Below are 12116 nucleotides of genomic sequence, written 5' to 3'. Positions count from 1 at the left end.
AGATGGAAACAACAACACTTATAGAACAACTACCGGAGGTAACGGCTGTAGGTGTCGCGATAAAAGCGATCCTTATCCTTGCAATTATCTCTGCATTAGCAGGCTTCGGTACATATTTGGAAAGAAAGGTTCTTGCATTTATGCAACGCCGTCTTGGACCAATGCACGTAGGTCCATATGGATTGCTTCAGATTGCAGCAGATGGTATCAAGCTTTTTACAAAAGAGGATATCGTGCCGCAGCATGCAAATGCATTTATCTTTAAAATCGCACCGGTTATTACTGCAGCAACTGCATTTATCGCATTGGCAGCTGTTCCAGTATTCCCGGACTTCACGATTCCTGAGTTTGTTCCGGTACTTGGCGGTACATTTGTTCCATCAATTGCATCTGATGTGAATGTCGGGATTCTTTTTGTACTTGGTATGATGGCAGCAGGTCTTTACGGGCCACTGCTTGCAGGTATGGCTCAGGCGAACAAATGGGGTATCATCGGTGCAGCAAGAACAGCAATCCAGTTCCTCTCTTACGAGGTGATCACAGGATTGTCTATTTTGGCTCCGATCATGATAGTAGGTTCTCTTTCATTGGTTGATTTCAATGAAGCACAATCTGGTGGTATCACATCATGGCTTATCTGGCAGCAACCGGTAGCATTTATCCTTTTCTTGATCGCTGGATTTGCTGAAACAAACAGAACACCGTTTGACCTTCTTGAGCATGAAGCAGAGGTTATTTCCGGATATGCAACTGAGTATTCAGGGATGAGATGGGGTATGTTCTTCATCGGTGAATATGCGAACATGATCACAATCTCTATTCTTGCAGCAGTTGTTTTCCTTGGTGGATATAACGACTTCGGATTCATTGCAGGTTGGATCATGATCCTCTTGAAAGTAGCATTCTTCTTCTTCTTGATGCTATGGGTAAGAGCAGCGTGGCCACACGTCAGACCGGATCAATTGATGTGGTTATGTTGGAAAGTCTTAATGCCGATTGCAGTGATCAACGTTGTAATCACCGGTATTGTGATCGTATAAGGGAGTAGATATGGGTTTAGAACAATTTAAAAATAGAAATGTAGGTACTCAAGCGTACAAGGTACTTGACCTGCAGGAGTCACCAAAGACTCCGATGACAAAGTTCGCTCAGGTTGCAAAAAGAACAGTTAAAGGTGAACTTTTTGTTGGACTTTGGGTAACAGTAAGAGAAATGATCAATGCACTGTTCAAGGGACAGATGCATACAGTAAAATATCCATTTGAGAAGCTCCCTATCTCACCAAGATACAGAGCGATCCATGAGATGCTTAGGTTGCTTGAGAGTGGACATTACAGATGTATCGGTTGTGGACTTTGTGAGAAGATCTGTATCTCTAACTGTATCACAATGGATACAAGATATGATGAAAATCAGCGTAAAGAGGTGAGTGAGTATACGATCAACTTCGGTCGTTGTATCTTCTGTGGTTACTGTGCAGAAGTATGTCCTGAACTTGCGATCGTTCATGGTCCAAGATATGAGACAGCTTCAGAGCAAAGAGCAAGTTTCTCACTCTTTGAGGATATGCTTACACCGATCGATAGACTTAGCTTGCAACAAGAGTATGACGGATTTGGTGCTGTATCTCCAAATGCTGATGAAAACATCAAAAAAACGCCACTAGCGTATTAAGGAGGAGGTTGTCATGGAAAACTTTTTGGCATCACTGTTTACAGTTCAGGGGTTTGCATTTTACCTCTTTTCATTTTTGACGGTAATCCTCTTCTGGATTACAGTAATGAGTAATAACGTACTCTATGCAATGACAGCTTTGGCATCAGGTATGGTACTTATTTCAGGTTTCTTTTTTATCCTTGGAGCAGATTTCCTTGGTGTTGTTCAGTTGATCGTATATGTAGGTGCAGTAATGGCACTTTATTCATTTGCGATGATGTTCTTTGATGCAACAAAAGAGATCAAAGAAAAAAACACAAGCGGTGCAGTGGTATTTGTACTTGGTGGTCTTAGTGCACTAATGCTTGTATTGATGTTTGCCGCTCCGATCTACTCTGATGGAATTCAGGCACTCTACCCAATGCATGAGGGTGTAGGGAATGCTCAGGATGTGGGTATCGTACTCTTCACAAAATATCTAATTCCGTTTGAAGTAGCAGCTGTAATGCTACTGGTTGCGATGATCGCAGGTATTATCCTTGCAGGTAAGAAAATGGATCAGTCACTTACTGAGATGATGGATGAAGATGCGGGAGAAGATGAAATTTTGACACAAAAGGATGAGAAATGATAGGTTTATCACACTATTTAATCGTATCAGCACTTCTATTTTCTATAGGATTGGTTGGCGTACTTAGAAGAAGAAACCTATTGATGCTCTTCTTCGCAACCGAGGTTATGCTCAATGCAGTAAATATTGCATTTGCAGCTATTTCACACTTTTACAATGATCTTACAGGTCAAATGTTTGCATTCTTCGTGATTGCGATCGCAGCTTCAGAAGTTGCAGTTGGACTTGGTATCTTGATCGTATTGTATAAAAAACAAGGAAGTCTTGATCTTGACGATCTTGCGACTATGAAGGGATAATGATGGAAAAATTTGTATATATAGCACTCTTTGCACCACTAGCCTCTTCGGTTTTTGCCGCGTTATTCGGTATGAGTCAAAGAAAGACTTTTGTTGGTATCATTGCTTCACTTCTTTTGTTTGCTTCTTTTGTAGCTTCGTCAACACTTGCAATTGAAGTGTTCACAAGTGGTCAAACAATTGCAGTTACTATGATGCCGTGGATCGGAATGGGTGACCTTTATATCCCATTCGGTTTTGTTGTAGACCAGGTATCTGTCACAATGATGACAATGGTTACACTGATTTCTACAATCGTACACATCTACTCGATCGGGTACATGGATCATGATAAATCATTCAACAGATTCTTCTCTTATCTATCAGCATTCGTATTCTCAATGATGGTACTTGTAATGAGTGATAACTTTGCCGGTCTTTTCATTGGTTGGGAAGGTGTTGGTGTATGTTCTTGGCTACTTGTTGGTTTTTGGTACCACAAGCCAGATCAAACAAGAGAACAGAACCCGTCAATTTCTCCATCATGGGCAGCAAATGAAGCGTTCATCATGAACCGTATTGCTGACCTTGGTATGCTTATCGGTATCTTTATTCTTTACTGGAATGTAGGATCACTACAGTATGATGCAGTATTTACTGCTATTCCGAATCTTGATCAATGGATCTTGAACGGTGCAGCACTTGCGCTCTTTATCGGTGCAATGGGTAAATCAGCTCAATTCCCGCTTCATACATGGCTTACAGATGCAATGGAAGGTCCTACTCCGGTATCAGCATTGATCCACGCTGCTACGATGGTAACAGCAGGTGTATTCTTGGTGATCAGAGCAAACCCATTGTTTGGAATGACTCCGGAAGTAAGTTACTTTATCGCTGCTCTTGGTACATTTGTAGCATTCTTTGCTGCATCTATGGCACTAGTGAACAGAGATCTTAAGAGAATCATTGCGTTCTCAACACTTTCTCAACTTGGTTATATGTTTGCTGCTGCCGGTCTTGGTGCATACTGGATCGCACTTTTCCATCTTGTGGCTCACGCATTCTTCAAAGCATTGCTCTTCCTGGGTGCTGGTAACGTAATGCACGCAATGCATGATGAACTTGATATCTTTAAGATGGGTGGATTGAAGAAGGTGATGAGACCTACATATATCTATATGGGTCTAGCTTCTTTGACACTTGCAGGTATCTTCCCTCTAGCAGGGTTCTTCTCAAAAGATGCGATCATCGAGACAGCGTTTAATGAAGGAACATACATTCTTTGGATTATGTTGGTAGTAACTGCTGGTATGACAGCATTCTACAGCTTTAGACAAGTATTCCTTACGTTCCACGGAACTGAGAGATATGATCATCATGAGATCCATCCGCATGAAATGTATAAATTCGTACTTATCGCGATGTCTCCACTTGCAATCCTTGCAGTGATCGCTGGTTTCTTTAAAGGAGGATTTGAAGCGTTTGTAACAAGTCTTCTCCCTGCATATCATATGAGTGAACATACACACCATTATGTATGGTTACTTACTGCGATCGTTACACTCTTCGCAGTAGGCGGTATCGCTCTTGCGTATATCAAATATAACAAGGGACTTGAGAGAAGTGAGAAATGTGAGAACAGTTTCATCTATAAGCTTCTTGCAAACCAATACTATATCCCAAATCTCTATGAAGAGTTGATCTCTAAACCATATGCAATGATCTCTGAGAAATTGTGGCATGGAGTAGACTTGAAGATAGTAGATAAAACAGTAGATGGAATTGCACATTTCCTTTATAAAAGCGGGGACGTCAACAGACGTATGCAGACCGGAAACCTGTCACATTACCTTAATTGGATGGCTGTAGGTGCGGTTGTACTCATGATAGCTGCTGCAGTAACGTCGATGATAGGTTAAGGAGAAAATAGATGGATTATATTTTAAGTATATTAGTATTTTTCCCAGCGATCGCAGGATTGCTAGGGTTTGTGATAGACAAGGACAGTGCTAGAGTTTACGGTATTACTGTAGCAGCTATTGAGTTCTTCCTATCATTATGGTTGTGGTTTAGTTTTGATGGCAGCAATGCAGGTATGCAGTTTGTAGAGCTTATCGCTGTTATCCCTGATTTTGGTGTAAACTACTACCTTGGAGTTGATGGTATCTCTCTTTTCATTATCTTGATGACAACAATGATGACATTGATCGGTATTATGAGTTTGAGTGTAAAAGAGAATGTAAAAAACATGATCGTTACACTCCTTTTCCTTGAGATGACAATGGTTGGTGTTTTCGTTTCACTGGATGCGATCATCTTCTACCTCTTCTGGGAACTTTCACTTGTACCGATGCTTTATATCGTCGGTGCATGGGGTGGGCCTTTGAGAGTCTATGCAGCGATCAAGTTCTTCCTTTATACATTTGCAGGATCATTGATCATGTTGGTAGGTATGCTTTTCATGGCATATACATATCACAGCCTTACAGGTGTATGGAGTTTTGCTCTGACTGACTGGTATGCACTTGTTCTTCCTGTAAGTTATCAGATGTGGCTTTTTGCTGCTTTCTTTATCGGGTTTGCGATCAAAGTCCCTATGTTCCCATTCCATACATGGCTTCCGTATGCACACGGTCAAGCACCGACGATCGGTTCTGTGATCCTTGCAGCTGTACTTCTTAAAATGGGTACATACGGATTTGTAAGATTCTCACTACCGTTGTTCCCGGATGCTTCAGTGTTCTGGATCACACCGATTGCAGTACTTTCAATCATCATGGTAATCTATACTGCGATGGTGGCATATGCACAGAAAGATATGAAACAAGTGATCGCTTACTCATCAGTATCACACATGGGTATTGTAATGCTCGGTATTTTTGCAATGAATGCTGAAGGTATCGGTGGTTCTGTATTCCAGATGCTTTCACACGGTATTGTTTCAGGTGCACTGTTCATGCTCGTAGGTGTGATCTATGATAGAAGACATACGAAGATGATGGATGAGTTCGGTGGTATTGCATCGATCATGCCAAAATATGCAGTGGTATTCGGTATCATGCTTATGGCTTCAGTAGGACTTCCATTGACGATCGGTTTTGTCGGTGAGTTCCTTGTATTGATAGGTTTCTATCAAGTATCTCCGATCATGACTATCCTTGCAGGTACATCGATCATCATTGGTTCTGTGTACATGCTTTCACTCTTTAAAAAGAGTTTCTTTGGTCCGGTAACAAAAGAAGAGAATAAAAACCTTAAAGATCTTGATGCAAAAGAGACTTGGTCACTTGTGCCGCTTGTTGCTATCGTTATCTGGCTTGGTATCTATCCAAAACCTATCCTTGATCCGATCGATAACTCTGTAAAGGCAATGTTGAACTTTATGGATGAAAAAGCGATCACGCAAGAGGCAAAAGATATGATACATGTTGCGAATTCAACTAAGGAGGCTAAATAATGTTAGAGCCTATTAATGTAACTTGGGATAGTTTAAATCTTATTACACTTGCTCCAATGCTTATAGCAATTGCAGGTGGTTTGATCATCTTAACTATCGATCTACTGAAAGAGGGGCTTCACAAGTCCTTGTATGTTATGTTGACAGTACTTGTATTGTTTATCGATCTTGGTTCAGTCGTTGGTCTTAATATCAACGAGCGTGGTTTCTTTGATGTAATGCTTATCGATGGTATTTCGATCGTTTCACAGTTTCTTATCATTGTAGGTTCGATTGTCTTTATTCCTTTGGCATTGAGTTCAAAAAGATTCCACGAGTATTCATACCCTGAGTTCTTCGCTCTCTTCTTGTTCATGGTTGCAGGATTCCAGTTCATGGTGGCATCAGATAACCTGATCTTGATATTCGTAGGTATTGAAACAGCATCTTTGGCACTCTATACATTGATCGCACTTCACAACAGAAGCAACTCTTATGAAGCGGCAGTGAAGTATTTCACAATGGGTGCACTAGCAGCTGGCTTCTTTGCAATGGGTTCAGCAATGATCTATGCTCTTACCGGATCTATCGAGATTTATAAAGTAGCAGAAGTACTTGCTACACGTGTGAATGAAACAGGTCTGATGATCGCGATCTTTGGTGGATTTGTGTTAATCATGGTTGCACTTGCATTTAAACTTTCTCTCTATCCGTTCCATACATGGGCACCGGATGTATACGAAGGTGCATCTGCAGCACTTGTCGGTTATATGTCAGTAGTTCCAAAAGTTGCAGCATTGGTTGTTTCTATGAGAATCTTTGGAATGTATATAGATCTTGGGATCGAGTGGGTAAGATGGACTATTCTTGTGATTGCCGTACTTACTATGACGCTGGCTAATGTCATGGCACTTGTTCAAGAAGATGTGAAGCGTATGCTTGCATACTCATCGATCTCACATGCCGGTTTCATTATGGCTGCATTGGCACTAGATACTACAGAAGGTAATACAAGTATCTTCTTGTACTATGCACTCTTTATGTTCACTAACCTTGGTGCGTTTTCTATGCTATGGATCTCACGTCATAAGATGAGAAGATTTAACAACAGATATGATCACCCGTATGAGAAATTTGCAGGATTTATCAAAATTATGCCGATCGGGGCAGTGATCATGGGTCTATTTATGCTTTCACTTGCTGGTGTACCACCATTCTCGGTATTCTGGGGTAAAATCTACGTAATGCAAGCAGCTGTCAATGCAGGATATATCTGGCTGGCAGTCGTAATGGGTCTTAACTCAGCGATCGCTGCATACTACTACTTGAAACTTATTGTTTATATGTTCTTGAAAGATCCGGTGAAAGATGTAGATACGATCTATTACAATATCTCTAGACCACTTATGGTTATCATCGGTTTTGCAACCGTTGCTACTATAGGAGCAATCTTCTACGTTCAGCCTCTGATAGAGCGTATTTACTACTTAATCAGCGCAAGCGGTTATTAATGATGAACGTTCAGCCTTTTGCTGAACGTTTAAATCATTCTACTATTTTCTATTTATCCAATTTTTTTTAATTCTATTCAATCAATCTTTATTGAACAATTATCTTTTGTAGTTCTTCTACATTGCCTTTAATGACACCTTCGAACTGCGAGTTATTAAATGTAGTTTGCCGTTTGGCAAGGCGTGCGGTATTGGTAGTGATCTTCTCTTCGAGCAGCTGTTTGTTATATACACCATCCAGGTAATCCAAGGTCTCTTTGATCCCTATTGATTTCATACAGTTGGGTTCACGTGTATATTTTTTCTCCAGCATACATATCTCATCGATGAGACCCTCCTTGAGCATGAGTTGTGTTCTGAGCGCAATACGTTTGCGAAGCATTTCTCTATCTATATCGATTTGGTAGATCGGCAAAGTGCCATTGATGACAGAGGTAGGCGGATTGACATGGAAATACTCTGATGGTGTCATCCCGGTCTCAAAGTAGATATGGAGCGCTTTTTCTATACGATACCTGTCATTTTTTGCGATCCGTTGCATATAAGATGGATCCATATCATACAGGAACTGATAGGCATCATTTAATTCTTGAAGCATCAATGCAGTTTTTTCTTTTGTAGTTTCACTGATTGCCGGTAGATCGCTGATCCCTTCAATGAGCATTTTAAGATAAAAACTGGTCCCTCCGACAATCACAAGATTTTTATTCTCACTAAGCGCTTGGCGATAGACCTCTTGATAGAGCTTGACAAACGTAGTCACATCAAAATGCTCATCGGGAGAAAGATAGTCCATACCGTAATGTAGTATGCCGGCACGTTCTTCCCGGCTCGGCTTAGCTGAGACAATATCGATCTCTTTATAGATAGAGAGTGAGTCAAGTGACAGTATGCAAGCATCCATCTTCTGGGCAATTTCTATAGAAAGCGAAGTTTTTCCTGAAGCAGTCGGGCCAATAAGGGCTAGTTGTTTAATCGTTTCATTCATAAGTGTAATCATACCATAACCCCAAAAAGGGTAAAATGAGGCAAATTATTTTGAGGTGTGTATGAGCTTATTTGACAAGAACAACCGATTCAACATTGCCAATTTGGTAACCTTTACCAATATTTCACTTGGGATCATTGCGATCTATTTTATTGTTAAAGGGGACTATTTTACAGCGATCATTTTGGCATGGTTTGCAGGTGCATGTGATATCATAGATGGAAAACTTGCACGTAAATATCAACTATCAACGGAGTTTGGCGTACAGCTTGACAGTTTTGCTGACTTTTTATCTTTTGTAGTGATGCCGTCATTTTTACTTTTTTATGCATTGGGTACTGGGATTACATCAGGCCTTCAAGAAATAATTATTGGCATTGTATTTATAATCTATATCATAATGGGGCTGAGAAGACTTGTAGAGTTTAACCTTAAAACCGATGCAGGTGAAGTTGCAAAGTATTTTGAGGGCGTTCCTACGCCTTTAGGTGCAATTCTTTTGTGGATCTTGTATCTGATCTACAGTAATGGTCTGATAGAAAATGTATATATTATTACACTGCTCGTTGCGGTCATTGCCTGGTCACTCAACTCCAAACTAAAAATTCCACACCCTTAGTGAGTAAATAGTGCATCGTATGAAAAAGAAATTTGCAGATCTGTCTGAACTGGTGATGTTCCAGCACTCTGTGTTCTCTTTGCCTTTTATCTTTATTGCCATGCTGGTTGCAGCTAAAGGATGGTTTGGATGGCAACTGCTTTTACTTGGTACATTGGCAGCGGTGAGTGCAAGAAACTATGCTATGGGTGTCAACCGATATCTGGATCGAGATATTGATATCCTTAATCCGCGTACAAAGAGCAGACCCTCTGTAGATGGTCGAGTATCTGCAACTCAGATGCTATGGTTTATCCTTGCCAATGCAGTGGCATTTATCGTGGTTGCCTATTTTATCAATACCTTGGCTTTAGAGCTATCACTTCCAATATTGGTAGTACTAGGTGCTTACACATATTTCAAACGTTTTTCGGCTTTGGCACATTTGATCCTGGGTATCAGCCTTGGATTGGCACCGATTGCTGGAGAAGTAGCTGTTTCAGGGACGATCAGTTGGTGGTCAATTTATTTGGCTACCGGTGTGATGTTCTGGGTAGCAGGATTTGATCTGCTCTATTCGCTGCAGGATATGGAGTTTGATAAAGAACAGGGGCTGCATTCTATCCCTTCAAAGTTCGGTGCGAGAAAAACGATGTGGATTGCAAGAGCCTTTCATTTGTTTGCCGTGACTTTCTGGACACTATTTGTGATAGAAGCTAAATTGGAACTCTTTGCTGTCTTTGCGATAGTCTTTGCAGCTATAATGTTAATATATGAACACTATCTTGTCAGTAAGGATTTTACAAAGATAGATAGAGCCTTTTTTACCGTGAATGGTTATCTAGGATTTGTTTTTTTGACTTTTATCATTTTGGAGGTGATGTAAATGGATATATTCGACTATACAGTGATAGGGTTATTGATACTTTTGGTTCTAGTGCTTTTGGGACTGCTCTCTGTAAATAGAAAGCTTAAAAAGGAAAATGATGTTCTAAACCAGGTACTTGCAGCAAAAGATGTGACGATCGCAAATCTTGAGGCATCCAGGGTTGCCGTCAAAGATGTGATCGAAAATTTTTCTATCAGTGATGAAGTGATGGCAGGTATTGAGGACGGTGAAAGCAGGGAAGAGATATCCCAAAGACTAGGTATCCCTGTAAACAGGATCGAACTCATTGTAAAGTTTGATAAGATCAAAAAAGAACAGTCAGCTATCCAAGAATCATTATTGAACAATTAAGTAGAAAACTACTTGATAAATAAAGAATATTATGATAGAATTCCATCCTCTTTATGAGAATGTGCGTCCATAGCTTAGCTGGATAGAGCATCGGTTTGCGGTACCGAAGGTCTCAGGTTCGAATCCTGATGGGCGTACCATAAAGAAAAAAAGCTTTAGAACTAAGCAATGCTTAAGTTTAGATAGCTATAATTTCACCCACTTCAAAAGATGGCTCTGTAGCTCAGTCGGTAGAGCAAAGGATTGAAAATCCTTGTGTCGGCGGTTCGATTCCGTCCAGCGCCACCATCCTTTAAATATCAATCAAAATAAAAAATCTATTAATAAATTAAAAATTCCATTAACTTTTCTTAAAATTACTTAGAAAATCAACAAAAAAATACCCCTTTTTGCTTAATAAAAACATATTTGTAACCTTCTCAAAGTACGTAAATTAGGGCTTTGTAGAATACGGTTTATTATTTGTTAACTTTTTGTTTATTTTTATTGACACGGTTTGATTTTGTTCGCTATAATGTGAAGTATTCAAAAAAATAAGGAGATTACAATGAAAAAAGCTTTATTACTTTCAGTAGTAGCGTCATCAATGATTTTGGCTGGTGGAGATATCGCTCCAGTAGAACCAGCAGTAGAAGCACCTGCAGAGGTATCATCTTGGGAATTCTCAGGAACAGGTGTAGTTTACTACCAAACAACAGATACATTTGGTGAAACTAGTCTATTTGATCAAGAGTCTTCAGCTGCAGATGCAGGTATCCAACTAAGAGCGACTAACTCTGATGTAGTTGCTGGTATCGGTGCTGGATTTGAAGTAAGCGGTCTTTCTACACTTAACCTAGAAAACTGGTTGGTATCTGATGTAATGCAAGGTACAGGATGGGCTGGTGATATCGATGATGTAACTGACGGTGGATGGATTTCTCAAGCGTATTTGACATACGGATTTGGTAACACTTCAATCAAAGCAGGTCGTCAAGAGCTTCCAAAAGGACTTTCTCCGTTTGCATTCTCTGAAGATTGGAACGTGTTCAAAAACACTTTCGATGCTGTATTGGTTGTAAACACTGACCTTCCAGACACTACATTGGTAGGTGCATGGGTTGCTGGTGGTAACTTCAACTCTATGTTCGCTGGTATGAACAACATGACTGACTTCAACTCACTTAACGGTAAAGACGGTGTATGGATGCTTACTGCTCAAAACAAATCAATCGCTAACTTGACATTGACAGGTTCATTCTACTATGCAGCTGATATGCTTGGTGATGATGCATCTGTTCTTTGGGGTGATGCACAGTATGATGCAGGTAACTTCGGTGTAGGTATCCAAGGTGGTACAATGATGAGCGATGCATTTGCTGATGATATGGCTGCATTCGGTGCAAAAGTAAGTGCTGACTTCAGCGGAATCAACGCTATGGCTGCATACTCAACTGTAAATGACGGTGGTATGGGTATGGTTAACTTCGGTGGTATGACATCAGCGCTTTACACTGACCTTCTTGCTGACCAATTCTTTGGTTTCATGCTTCGTTACGATGCTGACAAGTTTGTTGTAAAAGCTGGTATGGATGCACTTGGTGGAAACATCTCTGCAGCATACGGTTATACTGATTCTGCTATCGCAGGTAAAGTAAACGAGTTCGATCTTGGTTACGGTGTTAACGTTGCAACAGGATTTGATTTGAACCTTGCATATGCATATGTTGATATTGATGATGCACCAGATGCAATTAACGTTGTACGTGTAATCGGTACATACAACTTCTAAGAAACAC

At 40.4% G+C, this 12116-nt stretch carries 12 protein-coding genes and 2 tRNA genes; 13 read left to right on the top strand and 1 reads right to left on the bottom strand.

What is annotated here, in order from left to right:
* The first annotated feature begins 2 nt into the window (after positions 1-2).
* The 7 genes from nuoH to nuoN are packed head-to-tail and all read left to right on the top strand — an operon-like array spanning position 3 to position 7512.
* Positions 3-1040 (top strand): NADH-quinone oxidoreductase subunit NuoH, encoded by a 1038-nt coding sequence (nuoH, locus tag PGH07_RS04810; protein WP_289412961.1) that lies wholly within the window; start codon positions 3-5, stop codon positions 1038-1040.
* A 10-nt stretch (positions 1041-1050) separates the two neighbouring features.
* Entirely contained in the window at positions 1051-1674 is a 624-nt protein-coding gene (gene nuoI, locus PGH07_RS04805) for an NADH-quinone oxidoreductase subunit NuoI (RefSeq protein ID WP_289412957.1), read from the top strand.
* Positions 1675-1687: 13 nt separating this feature from the next.
* Complete coding sequence (locus PGH07_RS04800) at positions 1688-2287, top strand: NADH-quinone oxidoreductase subunit J (protein ID WP_289412956.1); 600 nt, start codon at positions 1688-1690, stop codon at positions 2285-2287.
* Positions 2284-2586 (top strand): NADH-quinone oxidoreductase subunit NuoK, encoded by a 303-nt coding sequence (gene nuoK, locus PGH07_RS04795; RefSeq protein ID WP_289412954.1) that lies wholly within the window; start codon positions 2284-2286, stop codon positions 2584-2586. The genes PGH07_RS04800 and nuoK overlap by 4 nt, the downstream gene beginning before the upstream one ends.
* A gap of 2 nt (positions 2587-2588) precedes the next feature.
* On the top strand, positions 2589-4484 hold the full coding sequence (gene nuoL, locus PGH07_RS04790; RefSeq protein WP_289412952.1) for an NADH-quinone oxidoreductase subunit L: 1896 nt from the start codon (positions 2589-2591) through the stop codon (positions 4482-4484).
* Positions 4485-4495: 11 nt separating this feature from the next.
* Positions 4496-6022, top strand: a complete 1527-nt coding sequence (locus PGH07_RS04785) for an NADH-quinone oxidoreductase subunit M (RefSeq protein WP_289412949.1) — start codon at positions 4496-4498, stop codon at positions 6020-6022.
* Positions 6022-7512: an NADH-quinone oxidoreductase subunit NuoN gene (gene nuoN / locus PGH07_RS04780; protein ID WP_289412947.1), complete on the top strand. Its 1491-nt coding sequence runs from the start codon at positions 6022-6024 to the stop codon at positions 7510-7512. Before PGH07_RS04785 ends, nuoN begins: the two co-directional genes overlap by 1 nt.
* Positions 7513-7600: 88 nt before the next feature.
* Here the strand turns inward: nuoN and miaA are convergent, their stop codons facing one another.
* On the bottom strand, positions 7601-8512 hold the full coding sequence (gene miaA / locus PGH07_RS04775) for a tRNA (adenosine(37)-N6)-dimethylallyltransferase MiaA (RefSeq protein ID WP_289412946.1): 912 nt from the start codon (positions 8510-8512) through the stop codon (positions 7601-7603).
* Positions 8513-8561: 49 nt separating this feature from the next.
* Between miaA and PGH07_RS04770 the strand changes: the two genes are divergently transcribed.
* The 6 genes from PGH07_RS04770 (at position 8562) to PGH07_RS04745 (ending at position 12109) form a co-directional block, all read left to right on the top strand.
* A complete protein-coding gene (locus PGH07_RS04770) occupies positions 8562-9119 on the top strand; it encodes a CDP-alcohol phosphatidyltransferase family protein (RefSeq protein WP_289412945.1) in 558 nt (185 codons plus the stop codon).
* A gap of 19 nt (positions 9120-9138) precedes the next feature.
* Positions 9139-9984 carry a menaquinone biosynthesis prenyltransferase MqnP gene (gene mqnP / locus PGH07_RS04765; protein ID WP_289412944.1) on the top strand — a complete coding sequence of 282 codons (846 nt, stop codon included), beginning with the start codon at positions 9139-9141 and terminating at the stop codon, positions 9982-9984.
* Complete coding sequence (locus tag PGH07_RS04760) at positions 9985-10338, top strand: sigma-70 family RNA polymerase sigma factor (protein WP_289412943.1); 354 nt, start codon at positions 9985-9987, stop codon at positions 10336-10338.
* Between the two features lie 63 nt (positions 10339-10401).
* Positions 10402-10478: transfer RNA gene (locus tag PGH07_RS04755), tRNA-Arg, on the top strand.
* 72 nt (positions 10479-10550) lie between these two features.
* Positions 10551-10626: transfer RNA gene (locus PGH07_RS04750), tRNA-Phe, on the top strand.
* 259 nt (positions 10627-10885) lie between these two features.
* Positions 10886-12109 carry a hypothetical protein gene (locus PGH07_RS04745; RefSeq protein WP_289412942.1) on the top strand — a complete coding sequence of 408 codons (1224 nt, stop codon included), beginning with the start codon at positions 10886-10888 and terminating at the stop codon, positions 12107-12109.
* Positions 12110-12116: the final 7 nt, after the last annotated feature.

Source organism: Sulfurovum zhangzhouensis, from assembly GCF_030347965.1.
Taxonomy (GTDB): domain Bacteria; phylum Campylobacterota; class Campylobacteria; order Campylobacterales; family Sulfurovaceae; genus Sulfurovum; species Sulfurovum zhangzhouensis.
Note: the sequence above shows the minus strand (reverse complement) of the source record. Positions and strands in the feature narration are given on the sequence as shown.

Excerpts from the sequence above, each read along its gene's own strand:
- nuoH (WP_289412961.1), top strand. The coding sequence starts at position 3 with ATGGAAACAACAACACTTATAGAACAACTACCGGAGGTAACGGCTGTA.
- nuoI (WP_289412957.1), top strand. The coding sequence starts at position 1,051 with ATGGGTTTAGAACAATTTAAAAATAGAAATGTAGGTACTCAAGCGTAC.
- PGH07_RS04800 (WP_289412956.1), top strand. The coding sequence starts at position 1,688 with ATGGAAAACTTTTTGGCATCACTGTTTACAGTTCAGGGGTTTGCATTT.
- nuoK (WP_289412954.1), top strand. The coding sequence starts at position 2,284 with ATGATAGGTTTATCACACTATTTAATCGTATCAGCACTTCTATTTTCT.
- nuoL (WP_289412952.1), top strand. The coding sequence starts at position 2,589 with ATGGAAAAATTTGTATATATAGCACTCTTTGCACCACTAGCCTCTTCG.
- PGH07_RS04785 (WP_289412949.1), top strand. The coding sequence starts at position 4,496 with ATGGATTATATTTTAAGTATATTAGTATTTTTCCCAGCGATCGCAGGA.
- nuoN (WP_289412947.1), top strand. The coding sequence starts at position 6,022 with ATGTTAGAGCCTATTAATGTAACTTGGGATAGTTTAAATCTTATTACA.
- miaA (WP_289412946.1), bottom strand. The coding sequence starts at position 8,512 with ATGATTACACTTATGAATGAAACGATTAAACAACTAGCCCTTATTGGC.
- PGH07_RS04770 (WP_289412945.1), top strand. The coding sequence starts at position 8,562 with ATGAGCTTATTTGACAAGAACAACCGATTCAACATTGCCAATTTGGTA.
- mqnP (WP_289412944.1), top strand. The coding sequence starts at position 9,139 with ATGAAAAAGAAATTTGCAGATCTGTCTGAACTGGTGATGTTCCAGCAC.
- PGH07_RS04760 (WP_289412943.1), top strand. The coding sequence starts at position 9,985 with ATGGATATATTCGACTATACAGTGATAGGGTTATTGATACTTTTGGTT.
- PGH07_RS04745 (WP_289412942.1), top strand. The coding sequence starts at position 10,886 with ATGAAAAAAGCTTTATTACTTTCAGTAGTAGCGTCATCAATGATTTTG.